This is a genomic window from Leifsonia soli, assembly GCF_013408745.1.
GTDB lineage: Bacteria > Actinomycetota > Actinomycetes > Actinomycetales > Microbacteriaceae > Leifsonia > Leifsonia soli.
This window is the reverse complement of the sequence record NZ_JACCBJ010000001.1, coordinates 229,898-251,093: the sequence shown is the minus strand read 5'-3', so window position 1 is coordinate 251,093 and position 21,196 is coordinate 229,898. Positions and strand designations below refer to the sequence as shown.

Below are 21,196 nucleotides of genomic sequence, written 5' to 3'. Positions count from 1 at the left end.
GAATCCAGCCCATACCCGGGGGACGCACCGAGGACCCGCTTCGTGACGCGGAAGCCGGCTCTTGACAAACGCGAGGTCGCCTGGTTGGTTAGTTACATGAGTAATGAACCGGTGAAGCTCGCGTGATCGACGAAGGCAAGCCGATCTTCGTCCAGATCGCCGAGCAGATCGAAGACGACATCATCGACGGGGTCTACCCCGCCGAGACGCAGGTGCCGTCCACGAACGAGTTCGCCGCCTTCTACCGGATCAACCCGGCGACCGCGGGCAAGGGCGTGAACCTCCTGGTCGACGACGGAATCCTCTACAAGAAACGAGGCATCGGCATGTTCGTCTCCGACGGCGCACGCGAGCGGCTCGTCACCAAACGACGCGACGCGTTCAGCGACGAGTACCTCCGCCCGCTCCTCGCGGAGGCCGCGAAGCTCGGCATCGGCGCGGAGCAGCTCACCCACATGATCCAGGCGGCCGCGGACCAGCGGCCGGCCACCCCGGAACCCCGGACGACGCCGTCGGCGGCGTCCCCGTCGAAAGGAGTGCGCGCATGAGCGCCGCCCCCGCCCCGACCTCCATCACCCCGGCGGTGCAGGTGTCGGGCCTGACCAAACGGTTCGGATCGTTCACCGCGATCGACGACGTGTCCCTCACCATCACGCCCGGCCGCATCCACGGCCTCCTCGGCCGCAACGGCGCAGGGAAGACCACCCTGATGCAGCTCATCACCGGGCAGGACTTCGCCACGCAGGGCGACATCCACGTGTTCGGCGAGAAGCCCACCGAGAACGCGCGGGTGCTGCAGAACCTCTGCTTCATCAAGGAGAGCCAGCGCTACCCGGAGGACTTCCAGCCGAAGCACGTGCTGCGCAGCGCGCCCTGGTTCTTCGAGAACTGGGACGCCGAGTACGCGGAGCAGCTCGTCGACGAGTTCCGGCTGCCGCTCACCCGGCGCATCAAGAAGCTCTCCCGCGGCCAGCTCTCCGCCATCGGGGTCATCGTGGGGCTCGCGTCGCGCGCTCCGCTGACCTTCTTCGACGAGCCGTACCTCGGCCTCGATGCTGTGGCCCGCCAGCTGTTCTACGACCGGCTGCTCGAAGACTTCTCCGAGCACCCGCGCACGGTGGTGCTGTCGACGCACCTGATCGACGAGGTGGCGAACCTCCTCGAGCACGTCATCGTCATCGACCAGGGCCGCATCCTGATGGATGAGGACGCCGAGACGCTACGCACCTCCGCCACCACGGTCGTGGGCCCGCGCGAGGCCGTCGACGAGTTCGTGCACGCACGGGACGTGCTGCATCGCGACGGCATCGGAGGCCTCGCCTCCGTGACGGTCGCCGGCCTCAGCGCCTCCGAGCGTTCCCAGGCAGCGGCGGCGGGCCTCGAGCTCGCGCCGGTGTCCCTCCAGCAGTTGATCGTCCGCAGGACGGACGTCCGTGACACAGGAATCGAGCAGACCGCATGACCACCGCGACCCCGGCCCCCGCGCTGATCGCCGCGCCCCCGGCGGGGCGCCGCATCTGGCGCGTCGTCCGCCTCAACCTCGTCAACAAGTGGACGGTGATCTGGATCCCGGCCATGATCATGTTCTTCATCGGGGTGGTGAACTGGCTGATCTGGTGGATCATCTGGGCCGCCACCGCCCCCGCCGACCGCGCCGACGCCATGGACGGCACGCAGTGGAGCGGCGGCGCGTTCTACATCTTCGTCTACATGCTGGTGGTGGGCATCCAGGTGATCTCGGCGACGTTCCCCTTCGCGCTCGGTTACAGCAGCACCCGACGCGACTTCGCGCTCGGCTCCGGGCTGACCTTCCTGCTTCTCGCTGCCGGATACGCCGTCGGCTTCACTCTGCTCTCGGCCATCGAGGAGTGGACGAACGGCTGGGGCCTCGGCGGCCATCTGTTCACGTCGGTGTACTTCTCCGGGGAGAGCCTGGGCGGGCGCCTGTTCACCGTGTTCGCCGCCATGCTGTTCTTCTTCGCCGTCGGTGCGTTCTCCGCCGCGCTCTTCATGCGGTGGCGGATGAACGGCATCCTCGCGGCCGGAGCGGCGTTTGCCCTCCTGGTCGTCGGCGCGATCGCGCTGATCACATTCACGCAGAGCTGGCCGGCGGTCGGCGACTGGTTCGCCGCGAACGGGCCGATCGGCGTGACGGCGTGGCTGCTGCTGCCGACCGCCCTCGCCGCTGTCGCCGGGTACGCGGTGCTGGGCCGGGCGACCCCGCGCAGCTGAGGGGTCCGGCGCAGCTGAGGGTTCCGGCGCCGGACATGGACGTGGCCGGGAGTCTCGCGCTCCCGGCCACGGTTTCATGCCATCGGCCTCACTCGGCCGGCGCGGTCTCCACGCCGTCCGACGATGTCGTCGCCGTCAGGCTAAGCCGCTGCGGCGACGCGCGACAGAACGTGCGGTGAACTCATAGCGGGATGCCAGAGAGCGCTTTGTCGTTCGCTAGCGTGTGTTCCGTGCTGGGCTACCTGTTTCTCGCCGTCGCCATCGCGACCGAGGTCGTCGCGACGACCTTCCTGAAGTTCACCTCCGGCGACAACCCCAAGTGGTGGGCGTTCGTCATCGTGGTCGTCGGGTACGTCGCGTCGTTCTTCGCGCTCTCGCTGGCGCTCGGCCGCGGCGTGCCGCTGGGGATCGCCTACGCGATCTGGTCGGCCGTCGGCGTCGCGGCGATCGCGATCATCTCCTGGGTGTTCTTCAAGGAGTCGCTCACCTGGGTGCAGATCGCCGGGCTCGTGCTCGTGATCGGCGGCGTCGGCCTGCTGGAGCTGGGCGCGAAGCACCCGGCCTGACGGCGCGTCAGGCGGAGCCGACGAAGGCCCCGAGAGCCTCGTCCAGGGTCCGGGCCGGGGCGATGTACTCGTAGCGCGCACCTTCGCCGGTCGGCACGTACTCCCCCTCCGGCGTGACGGTCACCGCGCCGAGCAGCCGGCCGCGGCCGAGCTCGGCGTCCTCATCCGGGAACGAGTGGTCGTAGACGTCGTACCGGTCGCCGTCTTCGTAGACGGTCAGGTCTTCCAGCAGGGGCATCAGAACCTCCTCGTGAACGGCAGCGGCTTGCGCATCCGGATGAGCAGCAGCAACGGCACCAGCACGTACGGCCCGTTGTAGAGCAGGAAGACGACCGGGTTGGGCGTGCGCTGCCCCACCGGACCGAAGAACTCGACGCCGAAGATCGGGATCGCCGTGAGGCTGATGATCATCGTGGCGTAGATCACGGCGAACAGCTGGATCCAGTTGAACCCCTTCACCAGGCAGATCACGAGCAGCACGTAGAACGGCAGGTAGACGAAGGCGCTGGTGCCGGTGATGAACCGCAGCCACAGCGGCTCCTGCATGTAGAGCGGGTCGTACTGCGACGAGTACGTGTAGTTCCACTGCGCCAGGATGTTCGTCGTCGTCGCCGTCTGCGGGATCCCCAGCGTGGGGATCGCATCGCTGATGATGCACGTCACGATGAACAGCGAGAACATCACGATGAAGAAGATGTCGAAGGGCCGCTTGCGCAGGGGCAGATTCACGGGCGTCGCCGCGGAGGGGGCCTGAGCCGTCCCGGTGGCGGTCTCGGGATTGACGGTGGTCACGAGGGCGAGCCTAGCGCCGCACAGCCGCCACCACGCGTCACTTGAGCGACTTCTGCATCAGCACGGTGCCGAGCCAGCGGTCGAACTTGTAGCCGACGCGGCCCATGCGGCCGATCTCGGTGAAGCCGAAGTTCTCGTGCATCCGGATCGACGCCTCCGCGCCCTTGTCGGCGATGACGGCGATGATCTCCTTGAGGCCGGCCGCCTTCGACCGGTCGATCAGCTCCTGCATCAGCACCGGCCCAAGCCCCTTGCCGGTGGACGCGGCACCCAGGTAGATCGAGTTCTCGACCGTGAACCGGTACGCGCGCTTCTGCTTCCACGGCTGCACGAGCGCGTACCCGAGGATCTGCCCCGTCGGCGACTCCGCGACGATGAACGGCATCCCGAGCTTCGTCAGGTACGCGTATTTGCTCTTCCACTCCCGCAGCGTCATCGCATCCTCGTCGAAGGTGACGGTGCTGTTGGCGACGTAGTGGTTGTAGATCTCCCGGATGTGCGGGAGGTCCTCCGGTCGCGCCTCGCGGATCGCGTACTCGAACGGCGCCTCGGCGGGCGGCGGCTTGCGCAGGTGCCGCGGCAGCACCCGACGCTCCTGGTATTCCTCTTCCAGCACCCGTCCAGCCTACGTCGCCCGCATTGCGGGCGCGTTACGGTTCGAGCGACCAATCGACCGGTTTCCCGCCGCGCTCGGCGAGCAGCGCGTTGGCTCGCGAGAACGGCTTCGAACCGAAGAAGCCGCGTGACGCCGACAGAGGGCTCGGGTGCGCCGACTCGATCGCGGGGTTGCCGTCGAGGAGCGGCCGGAGGGTCGCAGCATCCCTCCCCCACAGGATCGACACGAACGGGCGGCCGCGCGCGACGAGCGAGCGGATGGCGTGCTCGGTGACGGCTTCCCAGCCCTGTCCGCGGTGCGACGCCGGCTCCCCCGGGCGGACCGTGAGCACCCGGTTGAGCAGCATGACCCCGTGGTCGGACCACGCGCTCAGGTCGCCGTGCGGGGGCGGCGTGATGCCCAGATCGTCGCGCAGCTCCCGGTAGATGTTCTGCAGGCTGCGCGGGAGGGGCCGCACGTGCCGCTCGACGGCGAAGGAGAGCCCGATCGGATGCCCGGGCGTCGGGTACGGGTCTTGGCCGACGATCAGCACGCGGACATCGGCGAGTGGAGCCCGGAACGCCCGGAGGACGGCGTCGCCGGCGGGCAGATAGTGCCGCCCCGCGGCGACCTCGGCGCGCAGGAACTCCCCCATCGCGGCGATCCGGTCGGCGACGGGCTCGAGGGCGGTCGCCCACCCCGGATCCATCGAACCGTCGGCGGCGAGCTCCGCCAGCGTCTTCGGCACGGTGCCGCTCAGTGGGTCGCGGCCGTCACGGGCGGAAGGGCCGACCACGGGAACGTGATCCAGCGATCGGTGCGGCGCCAGACGAAGTCGGGCTCCAGCACGGTCCGCGGCTTGGAGTAGAGGCACACCGTGCGGACGTCGGCGCCGGAGGCGGCGATCAGGTCGACGACCATCGCCAGGGTCCGGCCCGAATCGGACACGTCGTCGACGAGCAGGACGCGCTTGGACTGGAGCGCTGCCGAGTCGAGCATCGGCGGGAGGACGACGGGCTCCGGGAGCCGCGTATCGACACCCGTGTAGAACTCGACGTTCAGCGCGCCGCACGCCTTGATGCCGAGCGCGTAGGAGATGGCTCCGGCGAGCAGCAGTCCGCCTCGCGCGATCGCGACCACCATGTCCGGCTCGAACCCGGACTCGACGACCTCGCCGGCCAGATGACGCGATGCCTCGCCGAACTCCAACCAGCCGAGGACCTCCCGTTCCGCCTCCTGAAGGACGTCTGCACCGGAATCGTCGAGTTCGCTGGCCATTGCTCTACCGTACCGGGGCCGCCCGGGTGTTAGCATCCGCGCATGACTTCGGAGAAGACGTCGGCCCAACGCCGGGCGGCGGTCGTCATCGGCACCACGGCGGGGCTGATCGGCTGGCTCGCCCTGGTGGAGCTGACCAGCGGCATCCTGCAGGGCTACTACGTCCCGCTGATCTCCGACATCGTGAAGCACCTCGGCATCCACGACGCCGACTACAACTGGTTCGAGGCCGCCCAGCTGCTCGTCTCCGCCCTGGTCGTCCCCGTGCTGGCGAAGCTCGGCGACATGTTCGGCCACAAGCGCATCCTGCTCATCGCCACCGCCCTCACCGCGCTGTCGACCTGGTGGCTCGCCTTCGCCGGCGACTTCACGACCTACCTGCTGGCGTTCGCGCTGCAGGGGTTCTACGTGGTGTGGCTTCCCCTGGAGGTCGCGCTCATCTTCGATCGCGGACGCCGCACGGGGACGGCCGCATCGGGAACCCGGCGCGCCGCCGGTCTGCTCGTCGTCGCCCTGGAGGCCGGGGCGATCGTGGGCGCGATCGGCGCCGGACTGCTCTTCGAGGCGCTCGGCGGGAGTGTCGCGCTCACGCTGATGGTGCCGGCCGTCGCGGTCACGCTCGTGTTCTTCGCGATCCTGTTCGGCGTGCCCGAGTCCGAACCGGTCCCCGGCCGCAGCCTCGACGGCGTCGGGTTCACGCTGCTGGCGCTCGGGCTGCTGCTCATCACATCGGGCCTGACGTTCCTCCGGCTCAACGGGGTCGGCACGTGGTGGGTGTGGGTGCTGATCGCGGTCGGGGTGCTTGCCTTCGTGCCGTTCGGCCGCTGGGAGCTGCGCCAGGCCGATCCCGCCATCGACCTCCGTGTGCTCCGCCGCCCCACCATGTGGCCGGTGCAGCTCACGGCCGGTCTGATCGGGATCAGCCTGCTCGGCGCGCAGGCGCCGCTCAGCACCTACGCAGGCACCGACCCGGCCAACGGCTACGGTCTGGGGCTCTCGGCCGGCCAGCGCAGCATCCTGATCGGCGCGTACCTCATCTCGATGATCGTGGGGGCGCTGCTGTTCCCGCTCGTGTCGTCGTGGCTGACGCCGCGGGTGACCCTGATCGGCGCCGCCTTCCTCGTGGCGGTCGGGTACCTGATGTTCCTGCCGTTCCACCTCGAGACGTGGCAGGTGTTCACGAACATGGCGATCGCCGGCATCGGCTCCGGCGCCCTCGTCGGCGCGCTCCCCGCCGCGGCCGCCGCGGCGGCGCCCCGGGGGCAGACCGGCGTCGCGACCGCCCTGACGAACACCACCAAGACCATCGGCGGGTCGTTCGCGTCCGCCGTCTTCGGCGTCGTGCTGCTCGCGGGCGCCGCCACCGTGACGGCCACGGCCGCCAGCCTCGTCGGCTACATGCTCGTCTGGACCATCTGCGGTCTGGGCGCACTCGTCGCCGCTGTGCTGCTCTTCTTCGTGCCGCGGCTCGCGTTCGCGGATCCGGAACCCGCCCTGGAGTGACCATGACCGAGCAGCAGCTTCCACCCGCCGTCGCCGACGCCCTCACCGCGTTCCTGCTGGAGCAGAGACGCATCGCGCCCGGGCTGGTGAGCCGCGCGGTCGTCACCGGATCCGCCGTCGCCGGGGACTGGCATCCCGGGGTCAGCGACATCGACGTGGTCTTCATCGTCACCCGCGACCCGGTCGACGACCTCCCCGCCCTCGCCGAGCTGCACGCCGCATCCCAGCCGCACATCGACGGCGTCTACCTGACCGAGTCCGAGATCGCCCGCGGCCCCGACGTGGTCCAGACCGCTCCGCAGGTGGTCGAGGGCGTCCTCGTCTCCGCTCTGGCCGGCGCGCAGCTCAGCTGGATCACCTGGCGGGAGCTGGAGTCGGGCGTTCAGGGCATCGTCGACGGCGGCGATGTGATCTGGTCGCCGGTCGCCGACCGCCACCCGCGCACCGCGCAAGGGATCGTGTCGTTCTCGCGCGACAACCTCCTCGACTACTGGCAGCGCATCGGCGACGGCCTCGAGGCGGAGATCGCCGACCGGCCCGACGACGGCCCGGTGCGGTCCGAGACCGTGCGCTGGGTGGCGCTCGGCCCCATCCGGCTGGTCGCCACGATCGAGACCGGCGACGTGCTCTCGAAGACGGCGGCCGCCACGTTCGCCGCGGAACGCTGGCCCGAGCACGCCGAGCTGCTGGAGCGGACGGTGCGCGACCGGGCGGGCGAGCGCCAGGAGTTCACGGTGCGGGACGCCCGGCAGGCCCTCGCGCTGCTGCGCTCGTGCGTGGCGGTCGCCGAGGGCTGACGGCCGGCCGGGAGAGGGTGCTCAGCCCCGGTCGTTCCTGCCGTCGTGCGGGTGCTCCGCGTCCTCCTGCTGCGCCCCGGCACGACGGAGGTGCTGGGTGTGATCCGCCAGGTAGCTCACGATCGTGGCGCTGGCGGTTCCGACGATGACGATGCCGCCGGCCATCAGCACCACGGCGAGCAGACGCCCCTGCAGGGTCACCGGGTAGTAGTCGCCGTAGCCGACGGTCGCCAGGGTGACGCAGGCCCACCACAGGGAGTCGCCGAAGGTGAGGATGTTCGCTCCGTGCGCGCCCCGCTCCGCCTGCAGTTCGGCGAGCGCGATCACGTAGAGGAACATCAGCACGAAGCTCGCCGCGATGATCAGCACCCGCCGGCGCAGGTGGGACGCCGTGTTCCCACGGAGACCCGGGATGCGCCGCAGCGTGGTCAGCAGGCGGAACGGCCGGGTCATCGGGAGGAACACCGAGAGCAGGTCGATCGGATACTTCCGGACGAAATGGAGCTTGTGCCGTGCGAGCGAGAAGCGGACGACGTAGTCGACGAGGAAGAACAGCCACACGACGAGGAGGACGGCGAGCAGCGCGACCTTCAGCGCCTGGGGCTTGGTCTCATCCAGGATGTTCCAGGAGTACGCCACCAGGAAGAGGGCGCTGGCCGTGATGCCCGGCCAGGCGGTGGCCCGCTCCCAGCGTTCGCGCTTCTCGTCGTCGTCGTCCATCTCACCCCTTCACCCGGAGCTCGCCCTTGTGCAGCCGGTACGGCGCCGCCTGGGCGACCGGCTTGACCACGATCAGGTCGAGGTCGACGTGGCGGGGGCGGGTGAGCGCGTGGACGATCGTCTCGGCCACGTCCTCGGCCGAGAGCGGCTCGGGCACGTCCTCGTAGACGGCGTCCCTGCGCGCCTGGTCGCCGCCGAACCGGACGAGCGAGAACTCCTCCGTCGCGACCATCCCCGGCGCGATCTCGACGACACGGATCGGCTCGCCGTTCAGCTCCAGCCGCAGCACCTCGGTGAGGGCGTGCTCGGCGAACTTCGCGGCGTTGTACCCTCCGCCTCCCACGTAGGCGGTGAGGCCGGCGATGGAGGTGACGACGGCGATGTCGGCGTGGCCGGTCCCGGCCGCGCCCGCCCGCAGCAGCGGCAGGAGGGCGGAGATCACCCGCTTGGTGCCGATGACGTTGATCTCGTACATCCACACCCAGTCGTCGACGCTGGACGACTCGACGGAGTCGAGCCCGTGCGCACCGCCCGCGTTGTTCACGAGGGCGTGGATGCCGCCGGTCGCCGCCAGGTGGTCGCGGAGCGCATCCACGTCGTCCTGCCTGGTCAGATCGGCGACGACGAACTCGGCGCCGGTCTCGTCGGCCAGCGCGCGCAGGCGGTCCTCCCGGCGGGCGACGGCGACCACGTCCCAGCCATCGCTCCGGAAAGCGCGGACCGTCGCCGCCCCGATGCCCGAACTCGCTCCCGTCACGACCACACGTCTGTTCATGCCCTCATTGTCGCGGGTTACGGCGTGTTTCGGATACGTTGCCCGGGTGCGACGGCGCGTCTAGCCTGCTGACAACGGCGGTGGCCGACCGCTCGCATACCGTGCGCATCGCGCGCTCACAGACCCGAAGGAGAGACGCCATGACCGACGCCGCCGACTGGCAGTTCGAAACCAAGCAGATCCACTCCGGCGCTGCTCCCGACCCGGTGACCAACGCCCGCGCCACCCCGATCTACCAGACCACCTCGTACGTGTTCAACAACGCGGAGCACGCGAAGAACCTCTTCGCCCTCGCCGAGTTCGGGAACATCTACACCCGCATCCAGAACCCGACCCAGGCGGTCGTCGAGGAGCGCGTCGCCGCGCTCGAAGGGGGCACCGGCGCCCTCCTCGTCGCCTCCGGTCAGGCCGCTGAGACCTTCGCTGTCCTCAACATCGCGCAGGCGGGCGACCACATCGTGTCCTCCAGCTCGATCTACGGCGGCACCTACAATCTCTTCAAGTACACGCTCGCGAAGCTCGGCATCGAGACCACCTTCGTCGAGAACCAGGACGACGCCGAGGAGTGGCGCCGCGCCGTCCGGCCGAACACCAAGCTGTTCTTCGCCGAGACCATCGGCAACCCGAAGATCAACATCCTCGACATCGCCCTCGTCGCGGAGGTCGCGCACGAGGCCGGCGTCCCCCTGATCGTCGACAACACGATCGCCACGCCGTACCTGATCCGTCCGTTCGAGCACGGCGCCGACATCGTCGTCCACTCGGCGACCAAATTCCTCGGCGGCCACGGCACGGTCATCGGCGGCATCATCGTCGACGGCGGCTCGTTCGAGTGGTCGAAGAACGTCGAGAAGTTCCCTGGCCTCACCGAGCCGGACCCGTCGTACCACGGCGCGAGCTACACCGCCGCGGTCGGCGACGCCCTCGCCTACATCATCAAGGCGCGCGTGCAGCTGCTCCGCGACCTCGGAGCGGCGATCGCCCCGGCGAGCGCCTGGCAGCTCATCCAGGGCATCGAGACGCTGTCGCTCCGCGTCGAGCGTCACACGCAGAACGCGCAGGAGATCGCCGAGTTCCTCGAGTCGCACCCGGACGTCGCGTCGGTCAACTACTCGGGCCTGCCGACCAGCCCCTGGTACGCGGCCGCCAACAAGTACGCCCCGAAGGGCGTCGGCGCCGTTCTCTCGTTCGAGCTCAAGGGCGGGGTGGATGCGGGAGCCGCTCTCGTCGACAACCTCTCGTTGTTCAGCCACCTGGCCAACATCGGCGATGTCCGCAGCCTCGTCATCCACCCGGCATCGACAACGCACTCGCAGCTCACCCCCGAGCAGCAGCTGACCGCCGGCGTCACGCCGGGCCTGGTCCGCCTGTCGGTGGGCCTCGAGAACGTCGACGACCTGAAGGCCGACCTCAGCGCCGGCCTGGCCGCCGCCCGCTCCGTCGCCGAGGCCGCCCGCGCCTAGGCGCCCCCGTCGAGTACACAAAAACTGCACGCGAAACTCCGGTTTCGCGTGCAGTTTTTGTGTACTCGACGGTGGGCGCGGTGCGCGGCGTAACAGAGCGGGCGGTCGGCGCGGGGTCCGGGAGAATGGTCGCTATGGAGTGGCAGACATCCGCCGACACGGCGCCGTCGAGTTTCATCACGGAGGCGCAGGCGAGGACGCTGCTCGGGAAGCCTCCGGCGAGCGGCGCCTGGAAGGAGTCCGACCCGGCGGGCGATCGGCAGTTCGCGGGCATCGGCGCCTTCTCGTTCGAGAGCGGCGAGACCCTGCCGTTCGTCCGTGTCGCGTATGAGACGTGGGGGGCCCTCTCGCCGGAGCGCGACAACGCCGTGCTGGTGCTGCACGCGCTGACGGGCGACTCGCACGCGGCCGGCCCCGCCGGTCGCGGCCACCGGACGCCCGGCTGGTGGCAGGGCATCATCGGACCAGGAAAGGCCATCGACACCGACCGCTGGTTCGTTGTCGCCCCGAACATGCTGGGCGGCTGCCAGGGGACGACCGGTCCTGCGTCGCTCGCGCCCGACGGCGCCGAGTGGGGTGCCCGGTTCCCGTTCACGACCATCCGCGACCAGGTCGCCGCGCAGGCCGCCCTCTCCGACGCCATCGGCCTGGACCGCTGGGCCGCGGTCGTCGGCGGCTCGATGGGCGGGATGCAGGCGCTGGAGTGGGCCGTCATGTTCCCGGAGCGGGTCGAACGGCTCGCGGTCATCGCCGCTCCCCCGTACTCGACCGCCGACCAGATCGCCCTCAACTCGGTGCAGATCGAGGCGGTGCGCACCGACCCGCTGTTCCGCGGCGGCCAGTACTACGACGCCGAGGACGGCGACGGACCGCACCGTGGGCTCGCGCTCGCCCGGCGCATGGCCCTGCTCAACTACCGCAGCCCGTCCGAGCTGAACGAGCGCTTCCAGCGGGCCTGGCAGAGCGAGATCAGCCCGCTCGGAGGCGGCGGACGGTTCGCCGTCGAGTCGTACCTCGACTTCCACGGCAACAAGTTCACCCGCCGCTTCGACGCGAACAGCTACATCACGCTGGTGGAGGCCATGAACTCGCACGATGTCGGCCGCGGGCGCGGCGGAATCGCTGCAGCGCTCTCCCGCGTCACCGCACGCACCCTGGTGGTCGGCATCGACAGCGACCGGCTGTTCCCCGTCGAAGGACAGGAGCAGATCGCCTACCATGTTCCGGACACGCTGGACGGTAGAGTTCCAGTGGTGATCCGGTCGGACTTCGGCCACGACGGGTTCCTGATCGAGGACGACGTCGTCAGCGCCCAGCTGAGGCGACTGCTCGACGTGTGATGGAGGACGGAGGGGCATGTCGCGCATCCAGAAGGAGCGTGATCGTCTCCTCGCTGCGACGGCCCGCACCGTCGGGCTGACGGCCACGGTCACGGCGCTCTTCTGCCTGAGCATCCCCGGCTCGCTCCCCCTCCCCCTGTACCTGGCGTCCCTGGTCCTCATCGTGTGCCTCGGCTACGCGCAGTGGCAGCTGGCCGGCCTGCTGCGGCTGACCCTGTGGATGTGGGTCATCGTCGTCGCGGGCGTCGCGCTCATCCTCATCCACCTGCTGCCGGGGACCGCACTCGGGCCGTCGGCGATCAGTGCGGTCAGCGTGATCGGCGCCGCCTCCGTCGCCTGCGTGTGCGTGGTCGGCGTGAGCTCGCGCAGTCGTCTGGTGCTGCTGGTGGCGGCCGCGGCCGCGACCGTCACCGCGCAGGGCGTGACGCTCGGGATGACGCACTCCCGGATGGTCGAGACCCTCGTCTTCACCGTGACGGGCTGGATCGCCCTGACCGCGACGGGCGTCTGGCTGGCCCGCACGGTCCCGCGCACCCTGAAGCGCATCTCGACGATGAGCCGGGCCTATCGGGTCGAGCGCCAGGCGAGCGAGACCGAGGCGCGACGCCGGCAGAGCGCCCGGCTGCTGCACGACACGGTGCTCGCCACCCTCACCCTGCTCGCGCACTCCGGCGTCGGCGTCAGCCACGGAGCGCTGCGGGAGCAGGCCGCCGAGGACGCCGCGCTGCTGCGCCAGCTGCGCCTCGGCTTCACCCCCGACCCGGCGCGGTCGGGCGACTACAAGCTCAAGCCGGTGGAGGAGTCGACGCTCGGCAACACCCTCGAGTCGGTGAAACAGCGCTTCCGCCGCATGGGACTCGAGGTGAACTGGCACGGCGCCGGCCAGGTGCTGCTCCCGAGCGACGTGCTCGACGCGTTCCTGCTCGCCCTCGGCGAGTGCCTGGAGAACGTGCGCAGGCATTCCGGCGTCAACGAGGCGCACGTCACGATCACCGACGACGAGACGAACGTGCGGGCGATGGTGACGGACGCAGGCAAAGGCTTCGACGTCGCATCCATCGACACCGGCCGGCTGGGCTTCACCGAGTCGATCGTGGCGCGGCTGCGCGATGTCGGCGGCAACGCGCGCCTCTTCTCGTCGCCCGGCAGCGGGACGACCGTCGTGCTGGAGGTGCCGAAGTGACCGGGGTCGACGAGCGGACGGTTCCGCGCAGCCCGCTGGCACGCGGCGCCGCCGGGGACGAGCGGGATGCGCTCGGCCGCGCACGCCTCGACCTCGGCTTCAACGTGGCCACGGTCGCCCTGATCGCATTCCTGGTCACCCTGTTCGGCTTGAACATCGCCGAGTACCCGCTGCTGGGCTTCACCGTCACCGCGTGGGTGCTCATGGCCGTGACGCTGGTGGCCGCGCTCGTGCTCCGCTTCCGGCTCCCCGACGAACTGCCCACCTGGCTCTTCCTCGGCGCCCTGGGCGTCTGGGCAGCCGCGGTCGCGCTGGACATCGCTGGGACATGGCCGGTCGGCGGCGCCATCGTGCCCCTGACCGCCGCCGCTGCCGTCGGGCCGGCCCTTCTGCTGTGCGTTCCCGTCCGCCCGGCGCGCGACATCGTCCTCGCCACCGCGGTGCTGGGCGTCGTCCTCGCGGTCGTCGAGGTCTGGAGGTCGCTGCCGGACATGCAGCTCCTCGGCCCCGGGCTGGTCACGGTGGCCATCGCGGTGGCGCCGCCGCTCGTCGGCGTGCAGATCGTGCGGTCGCTGCGCACCCTGGTGCAGCTGGAGCTCGACCTCGTCCAGGTGCAGAGCACCGTCGTCTCGCCCGGCTACGCCATCGGGATGCTGGCCTCGGAGGAGCTCGCCCGCCTCGACCTCGCCGCTGAGCGCCTGCTGGACGGCGTCGCCACCGGCCGCACGGCGCTGCCGCTCGACGAGGACACCGCGGACGCCGCCGCCTCCATCGCGACGGAGCTGCGCCTCCACCTCATCCAGGGCCGCCGCGAGACCTGGCTCTACCACGCCGTCACCGAATCGGCGCTCCTCGGCCCGTCGGTGACCCTGACCGATCCGGACGGGCTCGCCGCCGGGCTGAGCCGCGACCAGCGCGACGGCCTGCTCACCGCCGTCTGGCTGCTGATCAGCGACCCCGTCCGCAGCGGAGCCGGCCAGCCGCGCACGCTCACCCTGGATCTGACACGGCCGGTCGGCACCTACCCGCGTACCGCCAATCCGGGGGCCACAATGGCTATCGTGATCTCGACCAGCGGTGTGCCGCGAAACGGGGTAGACCCTGCGGCATGGCAAGCTATCCGTAAGGTGGGCCGCTACGTCGAGTCGTTCTCGGGTTCGACCCTGCGCATCGAGATCACCACGGTGAGCGACACATCAGCCGAGCTGGTCTGATCCAGCCGGTTCGATACAGAGAGAGGCACCCCATGGGCGAGGAACCCCCGATCAGGATCGCGATCGTCGACGACCACAAGATGCTGCTGGGAGCACTGACCGAGTGGATCCGCAGTGCGGCGGACGACATCCGGATGGTCGCGGCCGTCGCCAGCTGGCCGGAGCTGCTGACGCATCCCGAGTTCCCGGTGGATGTCGTCCTCCTCGACCTCGACCTGAAGGACAACATCCCGATCTCGTTGAAGCTCTCGACGCTGAAGACGACCGGGGTCGCCACCGTTCTCATGAGCACGTACTCGGAGCCTGCGGTCGTCCGCGAGGCCCTGGCGGCCGGGGCGATGGGCTACCTGGTGAAGAGCGAGGACGCCGAGATGATCGTCGAGGCGATCCGCGCGGCGCGCATGGGCGAGTCGTTCATCTCGGCCGAGCTCGACCTGGCGCTCAACGCCGGCGAGGTCGGCGGGGCCCCGAAGCTGAGCGCGCAGGAGCGGCGCGTGATGGCGCTCTACGGCGCAGGCGAGCCGGTCAAGGCCGTCGCCTTCCAGCTGGGGATCTCGGACGAGACCGCCAAGAGCTACCTCAAGCGCATCCGCGAGAAGTACCGCGTGGCCGGCTACGACGTCGGCACCAAGGTCGCCCTGCGCAAGCGCGCCATCCAGGACGGCATCCTGCTCCAGAACGACTGACGGCCGTCCGCGTCCGTCAGTCGATGGGCGCGGAGACCGGGGTCCGCTCCGCCGGCCGCTGAGCCGCGACCGAGCCGGTGGCGACGCCGCGGCGGATGCGCGAGCGGTCGATGCCGAACGAGATCAGCGCCAGCGCGATGCCGCCGAGCGCGAGGAGCCCTCCGACGACGACCGGCGACAGGTAGCCGAGCCCCGCGGCGATCGTGAGGCCGCCGAAGAAGGCACCGGCGGCGTTGGCGATGTTGAGCGCCGAGTGGTTGAGCGCGGCGGCGATCGACTGGCTGTCACGTGCAACATCCATCAGCCGGGTCTGGATGGTCGGCGAGAGCGCCGAGCACGCGCCCGACACGACGAACACCGAGATGAGCAGGCCGACGACGGTGGATGCGGTCAGCCAGAGCGCCGCGAGGCCCACCAGCAGGATCACGAAGAACAGCAGCATGCTGCGCCGGACGCTGTGGTCGGCCGCGCGGCCTCCGAGGATGTTGCCGATCGTCATCCCGAGCCCGGCGAGGACGAGCACGAGGGGAACGGTCGACTCCGGCATCCCGGTGATGGTCGTGACGATCGGGGCGATGTACGTGTAGACGGCGAAGAAGCCGCCGAAGCCGACGGCCCCGATGAGCAGCGCCACCCACACCTGCAGCCGGGTGAACGCCCGCAGCTCGTTCCGCATGGTCGCCTTCGCATCGCCCGCCTGCCACGGCACCAGCAGGGCGACGGCCACGAAGGTCAGGGCGAAGATGGCCGCGACGACCAGGTAGGCGATGCGCCACCCGCTGTGCTGGCCGATCCAGGTGATGGTCGGAACGCCGATCACGTTCGCGATCGTGAGCCCCGACAGCACGAAGGCGACCCCGCGCCCGCGCTTGCCCGGCCCCATCAGGGATGCGGCGACGAGCGAAGCGATGCCGAAGTAGGCACCATGCGGCAGCGCGGAGACGAAGCGGGCGACCATCACCAGCTGGAACGTCGGGGCGACCGCCGACGCCAGGGTGCCGACGGTGAACGCGACGAGCAGCCAGAGCAGCAGCTTCTTCCGCGGCCAGCGGGCGGCGACCGCCGCGATCGTCGGGGCGCCGACGACGACGCCGAGCGCGTACGCCGAGATGATCCAGCCGGCCTGCGCGTTGGCGTCGGTCGGCGAGGCGGCGTACAGCTGCGGCAGCAGGTCGTGGGCGATGTTGGGCAGAAGGCCCATCGCGACGAACTCGGTCGATCCGATGCCGAATCCACCGAGGGCGAGCGCCAGCAGCGCAAGACGGATACGGGCCGACGACAGCTTCGTCGGCCCGTCGATAAGCGGGGTCACCCGCTCAGCCTATATCGAATCGTTTCGACCCGCCGCCGCACCCCTCTTCCACAGCACGAGATTTGGCGCACATCTCGCGAATGGGCGGCTCAGAACCGCGATGTGGCGCACATCTCGGCCGGTGGCGTCTAGGGGCGCGGTGCGGAGGGGGCCGAGGGCGCGGCCCCGGCCTCGGCGGCCTGCTCCTCGAAGAACTGGGCGACGTCCACGTCGCGGGTCTCCTCCGGTTTCGAGACGCCGGCGCGCACGGCGCCCACGATGGCGACGACGACGCAGCCGAGCAGAACGCCGCCCACCAGCACCGCGACGATGATCAGGAACGGCCCGAACTGCACGAACATGCCGAAGAGCAGAAGCAGGAGGGTGTCGACATCCACGTCAGTCGCCCCGCTCCAGGGCGGCCTCGAGCCGCTCGACCTTGCCGTCGAGCTCGCCGGAGTACCCCGGCCGGATGTCCGCCTTCAGCACCAGGGAGACCCGCGTCCCGTAGCGGCCGACCGCCTCCGTGGCGCGGCGGACGACATCGAAGACCTCGTCCCACTCCCCCTCGATGGTCGTGAACATCGCGTCCGTCCGGTTCGGGAGGCCCGACTCGCGCACGACGCGGACGGCCGCAGCGACCGCGTCATGGACGGACGCGTCGGCCCCTTCGCCACCGCTCGGCGCGACAGAGAATGCCACCAGCATGTGTTCCTCCTTCTCTCAGCGTGCGCTTCCGCCGACCGGTTCGGGGTGAGCCCCGGGGGTCGAGCGGAACGGCCACGCGTGGGCCGGGACCAGGTCGCCGGCCGCCTCCTGGCGGTGGCGCCGGCGCCAGAGCGCCACGACGGTCCAGCCCAGTATCACGAAGTACATGAGGTTCCGCACGGTCAGGACGGCCACCATGCTCGGATCGGGCACCAGAAGCCAGTCGTACAGGAACGGGTAGAAGACCTGCGTGAGCGCCGCGGTGATCAGCACCAGCACCGCCGGGGTGCGGAAACCGCGGCCCTGGTAGACGAGCCCGACCACGACGGGAGCGGCCAGCCACACGACGTACTGCGGGGAGCCGACCTTGTTGAACGCGATGAAGGCGGTCACCAGAGCCAGCGACAGCTCCGGCAGGATGCGCGTGTACGGCGTTCCCCTCCGGTACGCCCGCACGCCGATCAGCAGCACGACGATCGCCGTCAAGGCGAACAGCGGGTTCATCAGGGCTCCGGCCGTGGCCGTCCCCTGACCGCTGACCTGGAAGGTGAGCAGCTGCCGGTCGTAGTAGACCTCGGCGCCCGGCACGTGGAACGCGGCCTGCCACATCCAGAACGTGCTCACCGGCGCCTCGATCTGCAGGCCGCGGTCGGTCTGCATGGTGATGAAGCTCAGGATGTGCCACCCGGCGCCGAAGATCAGCGGCACGGCCGCGATCACCGCCGAGGTCGTCACGGCGACGAGGACGATGTGCCAGCGCGAGCGCAGCGCGACGACGGCGGCCAGCAGGATCGCCGCCGGCCACACCTTGACCCAGGTCGCCGCCGTCAGCACGACGACCGCCGCCCGCTCGTGGAGCGTCAGCCAGAGCAGCCCGACGATCGCGAGGGAGGCCGAGACCGAGTCCAGCCGCCCGACCGCGATCGGCCCGAGCAGGAGCAGGAAGCCCAGCCACCACCAGGCCGCGATCAGCCGACGCGGCTCGCGGCCGACGATCAGCACCGCGAAGGCGGCCGCGTTCAGCAGCAGCACCATGTTGAGCCACGCCCAGACATAACCGTCCGCGCCGAACAGCAGAGGGAGCATGACCGGGACGATCGCGCCGAACGGGTACACCCAGTCGGAGTCGACGCCGACGATCTGGGTGCCCTGGGCGGCGAGCTGCGCCCACGGCTTGTAGACGAGGAAGACGTCGCCGAGGCCCTTGCCCTGGTCGAGCGCGAGGCCGCTGATGATCAGGTGGACGGCGAGGAACGCGATCCAGAGCGACAGCGGGCTGAAGGCGACGCGGCGCAACAGCCCGGCCTCGGCCCGAGGGGTCGGCGCGGCGCTCAGCGGCACCGCATCCATCCCCATAGCGCCACATCCTAGGGGATGCGCTTGACGCGTCCCTGAACCGATCAGCCGGCCGCGCGCACCAGCTCGCGCACCACGCCAGGGAGTTCCCCGACGATGTCGAGGGCGACGATCGGACCGCCGTCCGACGCCCGCTCCCCCGCGCGCCCGTGGATCCAGGCCGCTGTCGCCGCCAGGGCGGCGAGCGCGGCGTGGCCGTCCTCGTCGATCTCGCGGGCGTGCGTCGCGACCAGGGCGCCGAGGACACCGCCGAGCACGTCCCCACTCCCGGCCGTCGCCAGCCAGGCGGGTCCTGCGGTCACGGCGTAGCGCGGTCCGCCGGGCGCGACGACGTACGTCGTGTGGCCCTTGAGCAGGACGGTCACACCGAGGCTCTCGGCCGCGCGGACCGCCCACGCGGCTGGATCGGCGGCGATGTCGTCGGCCGTCACCGCGTCGGAGTCGTCGTCCGCTCCGGCCGCGAGCATCGTCGCGAGCTCGCGGAAGTGCGGCGTGACGACGACCGGGGCCGAAGCACGGCCGACGAGGTCGAGGGCTCCCGCATCGATGACGAGCGGCGTGCCGTCACGCAGCGCCGAGCGCAGGCGATGCGCGTCGTCCGCCGGGCGGCTCGCCGCATCCATCCCCGAGCCGATCAGCCAGCCCTGGACGCGCCCGGGAGCCGTCACCACCTCCGGGCGGCGGCGCATCACCTGCTCGGCCGGACGGTCGGCGCCCAGGTAGCGGATCATCCCCACCCCGGTCCGGGAGGCGCCCTCCACCCCGAGCACGGCAGCGCCCGGATAGCGGTCGGATCCGGTCACCACCCCGAGCACGCCACGCGAGTACTTGTCGCTCGACTCCTGCGGAACGGCGATCCACGCCGCGGCATCCCGTTCGTCCCAGCTCTGCCAGTCGCTCACCGGCGCCTCCCGTCGTCGCTCCCGTCGGCCGCGCACCGCGACCCGGGCCCATCGAACCCCTACCGACCTCACGATAGGTTGTGAACATGGCGATCAGCATCCCCGGAAAGGTGATCGTGTTCGACTACGGCGAGGTCATCTCGGTGACCCCGTCCGACGAGGACCGCACCGCCCTGACCGAGCTCGCCGGCGGCGACCCGAAGGTGTTCTGGCCGGCCTATTGGCGGCACAGGGACGCGCTCGACCAGGGCACGCTGAGCATCCAGTCGTACTGGCGCGGCATCGAGCGCGAGCTCGGCGAGAACTGGGGCGATGCGAAGATCCACCGCCTGTGGCTCGCCGACTTCCGGAGCTGGCTGACCATCGACCACGACACGCTCCAGGTGCTCCTCGACCTCAAGGAGGGCGGAACGCGGATGGCGCTGCTCTCCAACGCCGGCCGCGACTTCGGCTCCTACTTCCGCCACGGCACCCTCGGCGACCTCTTCGAGAAGGTGTTCGTCAGCGGCGAGCTCGGCACGATCAAACCAAGCGCGGAGATCTTCGAGCACGTGCTCTCCGAGCTCGGCGTGACGGCGGAGCAGACGGTATTCATCGACAACAAGGAGGCGAACGTGCGCGGGGCGGAAGCCCTCGGCATCGCCGGGCACGTCTTCACGTCGCCGAGCGACCTCCGGGCATATCTGGACGGTCTCGCGGCTTAGATGGTCATATGCCCTCTCTTTTCGACCCCCTGACCCTGCGCGGCGTCACCGCGCGCAACCGCATCTGGACCTCCCCGATGTGCCAGTACTCGGTGCTCGACGAGTCCGGAGTCCCCGGCACCTGGCACCTGATCCACCTGGGGTCGTTCGCGACCGGCGGCAGCGGAATCGTCTTCACCGAGGCGACCGCGGTCGACCCGGAGGGTCGGATCAGCCCGCGCGACACCGGCATCTGGACGGACGAGCAGCGCGACGCGTGGAAGCCGATCACCGCATTCATCGAGAGCCAGGGCGCCGTTCCCGGCATCCAGCTCGGCCATGCCGGCCGCAAGGCGTCGTCGTGGCCGGCGTGGGGCTTCGACGGCCGCACCGGCTCCGTCCCGGAGACGGAGGGCGGCTGGCGCACGGTCGCTCCGTCGCCCATCGCGTTCGACGGGCTCGATGTCCCGGACGAGCTGGATGCTGCCGGGATCGACACGGTCGTCGACGACTTCCGCTCGGCGGCGCGCCGGTCGACCGAGGCGGGATTCCGGGTGATCGAGCTGCACGCGGCGCACGGCTATCTGCTGCACCAGTTCCTCTCCCCGATCTCCAACCGGCGAACCGACGAGTACGGCGGCTCGCTGGAGAACCGCGCGCGACTCCTGCTGCGCGTGATCGCGGCCGTCCGCGAGGAGGCGCCGGACGCGCCCCTCTTCGTGCGCTTCTCGGCGAGCGACTGGACGGAGGGGGGCTGGGACGAGGACCAGACCGCGACGGTGGCCACCTGGGCGCAGGAGGCCGGCGCCGACTTCTTCGACATCTCCAGCGGCGGCATCCAGGCGGGCATCCGCATCCCGCTCAGCCCGGGCTACCAGGTGCCGTTCGCGCACCACGTGCGCAGCACCTCCGACGTGGATGTGAGCGCGGTCGGTCTCATCACCTCGCCCCAGCAGGCGGCCGAGATCGTCGAGAGCGGTCAGGCGGACGCCGTGATGCTGGCGCGCGAGCTCCTGCGCGACCCGCACTTCCCCCTGCGGGCCGCCCACGAGCTCGGCGTCGAGATCGGCTACTGGCCGCCGCAGTACCTCCGCGCCCGCTGGCGCTGAGCG

25 protein-coding genes are annotated in these 21,196 nt (G+C 70.4%); 13 read left to right on the top strand and 12 right to left on the bottom strand.

Features of this window, described 5'->3' with window-relative positions; genetic code table 11:
- The first annotated feature begins 122 nt into the window (after nt 1–122).
- The 4 genes from BJ963_RS01165 to BJ963_RS01150 all read left to right on the top strand — a co-directional run bounded on the left by BJ963_RS01165 (nt 123) and on the right by BJ963_RS01150 (nt 2,798).
- The gene (locus BJ963_RS01165; RefSeq protein WP_179454010.1) at nt 123–548 is read left to right on the top strand and encodes a GntR family transcriptional regulator; all 426 of its coding nucleotides are present in this window, start codon (nt 123–125) and stop codon (nt 546–548) included.
- A complete protein-coding gene (locus BJ963_RS01160; RefSeq protein WP_179454008.1) occupies nt 545–1,462 on the top strand; it encodes an ABC transporter ATP-binding protein in 918 nt (305 codons plus the stop codon). The genes BJ963_RS01165 and BJ963_RS01160 overlap by 4 nt, the downstream gene beginning before the upstream one ends.
- Nucleotides 1,459–2,232 carry a hypothetical protein gene (locus BJ963_RS01155; RefSeq protein ID WP_179454006.1) on the top strand — a complete coding sequence of 258 codons (774 nt, stop codon included), beginning with the start codon at nt 1,459–1,461 and terminating at the stop codon, nt 2,230–2,232. The genes BJ963_RS01160 and BJ963_RS01155 overlap by 4 nt, the downstream gene beginning before the upstream one ends.
- A gap of 191 nt (nt 2,233–2,423) precedes the next feature.
- Nucleotides 2,424–2,798, top strand: a complete 375-nt coding sequence (locus BJ963_RS01150; protein WP_157696937.1) for a DMT family transporter — start codon at nt 2,424–2,426, stop codon at nt 2,796–2,798.
- Nucleotides 2,799–2,805: 7 nt separating this feature from the next.
- On the opposite strand, the gene BJ963_RS01145 is transcribed toward BJ963_RS01150, so the two are convergent.
- From BJ963_RS01145 to BJ963_RS01125, 5 genes are read right to left on the bottom strand one after another with little or no spacing between them, the layout of a single operon-like run.
- Complete coding sequence (locus tag BJ963_RS01145) at nt 2,806–3,036, bottom strand: hypothetical protein (protein ID WP_089913041.1); 231 nt, start codon at nt 3,034–3,036, stop codon at nt 2,806–2,808.
- Nucleotides 3,036–3,590 (bottom strand): DUF2781 domain-containing protein, encoded by a 555-nt coding sequence (locus BJ963_RS01140; RefSeq protein ID WP_179454004.1) that lies wholly within the window; start codon nt 3,588–3,590, stop codon nt 3,036–3,038. The genes BJ963_RS01145 and BJ963_RS01140 overlap by 1 nt, the downstream gene beginning before the upstream one ends.
- Before the next feature lie 37 nt (nt 3,591–3,627).
- Complete coding sequence (locus BJ963_RS01135) at nt 3,628–4,206, bottom strand: GNAT family N-acetyltransferase (protein WP_172824207.1); 579 nt, start codon at nt 4,204–4,206, stop codon at nt 3,628–3,630.
- A 34-nt stretch (nt 4,207–4,240) separates the two neighbouring features.
- The gene (locus BJ963_RS01130) at nt 4,241–4,933 is read right to left on the bottom strand and encodes a uracil-DNA glycosylase (RefSeq protein ID WP_179454002.1); all 693 of its coding nucleotides are present in this window, start codon (nt 4,931–4,933) and stop codon (nt 4,241–4,243) included.
- Between the two features lie 8 nt (nt 4,934–4,941).
- On the bottom strand, nt 4,942–5,463 hold the full coding sequence (locus BJ963_RS01125) for a phosphoribosyltransferase (RefSeq protein ID WP_018190148.1): 522 nt from the start codon (nt 5,461–5,463) through the stop codon (nt 4,942–4,944).
- Between the two features lie 42 nt (nt 5,464–5,505).
- On the opposite strand from BJ963_RS01125, the gene BJ963_RS01120 reads away from it, so the two are divergent.
- Together BJ963_RS01120 and BJ963_RS01115 are read left to right on the top strand one after the other, a co-directional pair.
- Nucleotides 5,506–6,966 (top strand): MFS transporter, encoded by a 1,461-nt coding sequence (locus BJ963_RS01120; protein ID WP_179454000.1) that lies wholly within the window; start codon nt 5,506–5,508, stop codon nt 6,964–6,966.
- Nucleotides 6,967–6,968: 2 nt separating this feature from the next.
- Entirely contained in the window at nt 6,969–7,763 is a 795-nt protein-coding gene (locus BJ963_RS01115; RefSeq protein ID WP_179453998.1) for a nucleotidyltransferase domain-containing protein, read from the top strand.
- A 21-nt stretch (nt 7,764–7,784) separates the two neighbouring features.
- On the opposite strand, the gene BJ963_RS01110 is transcribed toward BJ963_RS01115, so the two are convergent.
- Nucleotides 7,785–8,483: a potassium channel family protein gene (locus tag BJ963_RS01110; RefSeq protein WP_179453996.1), complete on the bottom strand. Its 699-nt coding sequence runs from the start codon at nt 8,481–8,483 to the stop codon at nt 7,785–7,787.
- A 1-nt stretch (nt 8,484) separates the two neighbouring features.
- A complete protein-coding gene (locus BJ963_RS01105) occupies nt 8,485–9,258 on the bottom strand; it encodes an SDR family oxidoreductase (protein ID WP_179453994.1) in 774 nt (257 codons plus the stop codon).
- A gap of 140 nt (nt 9,259–9,398) precedes the next feature.
- Between BJ963_RS01105 and BJ963_RS01100 the strand changes: the two genes are divergently transcribed.
- The 5 genes from BJ963_RS01100 (at nt 9,399) to BJ963_RS01080 (ending at nt 15,144) form a co-directional block, all read left to right on the top strand.
- Nucleotides 9,399–10,721: a bifunctional o-acetylhomoserine/o-acetylserine sulfhydrylase gene (locus tag BJ963_RS01100; protein WP_089913070.1), complete on the top strand. Its 1,323-nt coding sequence runs from the start codon at nt 9,399–9,401 to the stop codon at nt 10,719–10,721.
- 134 nt (nt 10,722–10,855) lie between these two features.
- A complete protein-coding gene (metX, locus tag BJ963_RS01095) occupies nt 10,856–12,061 on the top strand; it encodes a homoserine O-acetyltransferase MetX (RefSeq protein WP_179453992.1) in 1,206 nt (401 codons plus the stop codon).
- Between the two features lie 16 nt (nt 12,062–12,077).
- Nucleotides 12,078–13,244 (top strand): sensor histidine kinase, encoded by a 1,167-nt coding sequence (locus BJ963_RS01090; protein WP_089913076.1) that lies wholly within the window; start codon nt 12,078–12,080, stop codon nt 13,242–13,244.
- Nucleotides 13,241–14,458, top strand: coding sequence for a hypothetical protein (locus BJ963_RS01085; protein WP_089913079.1), 1,218 nt, complete (start codon nt 13,241–13,243; stop codon nt 14,456–14,458). Before BJ963_RS01090 ends, BJ963_RS01085 begins: the two co-directional genes overlap by 4 nt.
- Nucleotides 14,459–14,490: 32 nt before the next feature.
- Nucleotides 14,491–15,144, top strand: coding sequence for a response regulator transcription factor (locus tag BJ963_RS01080; protein ID WP_089913082.1), 654 nt, complete (start codon nt 14,491–14,493; stop codon nt 15,142–15,144).
- Nucleotides 15,145–15,160: 16 nt separating this feature from the next.
- Here the strand turns inward: BJ963_RS01080 and BJ963_RS01075 are convergent, their stop codons facing one another.
- The 5 genes from BJ963_RS01075 to BJ963_RS01055 form a co-directional block, all read right to left on the bottom strand.
- Nucleotides 15,161–16,456, bottom strand: a complete 1,296-nt coding sequence (locus BJ963_RS01075; RefSeq protein ID WP_179453990.1) for an MFS transporter — start codon at nt 16,454–16,456, stop codon at nt 15,161–15,163.
- A gap of 128 nt (nt 16,457–16,584) precedes the next feature.
- Nucleotides 16,585–16,833 carry a hypothetical protein gene (locus BJ963_RS01070; RefSeq protein WP_179453988.1) on the bottom strand — a complete coding sequence of 83 codons (249 nt, stop codon included), beginning with the start codon at nt 16,831–16,833 and terminating at the stop codon, nt 16,585–16,587.
- A gap of 1 nt (nt 16,834) precedes the next feature.
- A complete protein-coding gene (locus BJ963_RS01065) occupies nt 16,835–17,143 on the bottom strand; it encodes a thiamine-binding protein (RefSeq protein WP_089913090.1) in 309 nt (102 codons plus the stop codon).
- 15 nt (nt 17,144–17,158) lie between these two features.
- Nucleotides 17,159–18,499, bottom strand: a complete 1,341-nt coding sequence (locus BJ963_RS01060; RefSeq protein ID WP_179453986.1) for a glycosyltransferase 87 family protein — start codon at nt 18,497–18,499, stop codon at nt 17,159–17,161.
- Nucleotides 18,500–18,543: 44 nt separating this feature from the next.
- Complete coding sequence (locus BJ963_RS01055) at nt 18,544–19,401, bottom strand: NAD(P)H-hydrate dehydratase (protein ID WP_179453984.1); 858 nt, start codon at nt 19,399–19,401, stop codon at nt 18,544–18,546.
- Nucleotides 19,402–19,487: 86 nt separating this feature from the next.
- Here BJ963_RS01055 and BJ963_RS01050 point away from each other — a divergent pair, with 86 nt between their 5' ends.
- Both BJ963_RS01050 and BJ963_RS01045 read left to right on the top strand, forming a co-directional pair.
- A complete protein-coding gene (locus BJ963_RS01050; RefSeq protein ID WP_089916849.1) occupies nt 19,488–20,105 on the top strand; it encodes an HAD family hydrolase in 618 nt (205 codons plus the stop codon).
- A gap of 8 nt (nt 20,106–20,113) precedes the next feature.
- Nucleotides 20,114–21,193: an NADH:flavin oxidoreductase/NADH oxidase gene (locus BJ963_RS01045; protein WP_179453982.1), complete on the top strand. Its 1,080-nt coding sequence runs from the start codon at nt 20,114–20,116 to the stop codon at nt 21,191–21,193.
- Nucleotides 21,194–21,196 lie beyond the last annotated feature (3 nt).

What these genes read in the sequence shown, in the direction of transcription:
- BJ963_RS01110 (WP_179453996.1), bottom strand. Translation starts at nt 8,483, where the DNA reads ATGGACGACGACGACGAGAAGCGCGAACGCTGGGAGCGGGCCACCGCC.
- BJ963_RS01120 (WP_179454000.1), top strand. Translation starts at nt 5,506, where the DNA reads ATGACTTCGGAGAAGACGTCGGCCCAACGCCGGGCGGCGGTCGTCATC.
- BJ963_RS01090 (WP_089913076.1), top strand. Translation starts at nt 12,078, where the DNA reads ATGTCGCGCATCCAGAAGGAGCGTGATCGTCTCCTCGCTGCGACGGCC.
- BJ963_RS01050 (WP_089916849.1), top strand. Translation starts at nt 19,488, where the DNA reads ATGGCGATCAGCATCCCCGGAAAGGTGATCGTGTTCGACTACGGCGAG.
- BJ963_RS01080 (WP_089913082.1), top strand. Translation starts at nt 14,491, where the DNA reads ATGGGCGAGGAACCCCCGATCAGGATCGCGATCGTCGACGACCACAAG.
- BJ963_RS01105 (WP_179453994.1), bottom strand. Translation starts at nt 9,258, where the DNA reads ATGAACAGACGTGTGGTCGTGACGGGAGCGAGTTCGGGCATCGGGGCG.
- BJ963_RS01045 (WP_179453982.1), top strand. Translation starts at nt 20,114, where the DNA reads ATGCCCTCTCTTTTCGACCCCCTGACCCTGCGCGGCGTCACCGCGCGC.
- BJ963_RS01115 (WP_179453998.1), top strand. Translation starts at nt 6,969, where the DNA reads ATGACCGAGCAGCAGCTTCCACCCGCCGTCGCCGACGCCCTCACCGCG.
- BJ963_RS01125 (WP_018190148.1), bottom strand. Translation starts at nt 5,463, where the DNA reads ATGGCCAGCGAACTCGACGATTCCGGTGCAGACGTCCTTCAGGAGGCG.
- BJ963_RS01145 (WP_089913041.1), bottom strand. Translation starts at nt 3,036, where the DNA reads ATGCCCCTGCTGGAAGACCTGACCGTCTACGAAGACGGCGACCGGTAC.
- BJ963_RS01065 (WP_089913090.1), bottom strand. Translation starts at nt 17,143, where the DNA reads ATGCTGGTGGCATTCTCTGTCGCGCCGAGCGGTGGCGAAGGGGCCGAC.
- BJ963_RS01160 (WP_179454008.1), top strand. Translation starts at nt 545, where the DNA reads ATGAGCGCCGCCCCCGCCCCGACCTCCATCACCCCGGCGGTGCAGGTG.
- BJ963_RS01150 (WP_157696937.1), top strand. Translation starts at nt 2,424, where the DNA reads ATGCCAGAGAGCGCTTTGTCGTTCGCTAGCGTGTGTTCCGTGCTGGGC.
- BJ963_RS01100 (WP_089913070.1), top strand. Translation starts at nt 9,399, where the DNA reads ATGACCGACGCCGCCGACTGGCAGTTCGAAACCAAGCAGATCCACTCC.
- BJ963_RS01060 (WP_179453986.1), bottom strand. Translation starts at nt 18,499, where the DNA reads ATGGGGATGGATGCGGTGCCGCTGAGCGCCGCGCCGACCCCTCGGGCC.
- BJ963_RS01155 (WP_179454006.1), top strand. Translation starts at nt 1,459, where the DNA reads ATGACCACCGCGACCCCGGCCCCCGCGCTGATCGCCGCGCCCCCGGCG.
- metX (WP_179453992.1), top strand. Translation starts at nt 10,856, where the DNA reads ATGGAGTGGCAGACATCCGCCGACACGGCGCCGTCGAGTTTCATCACG.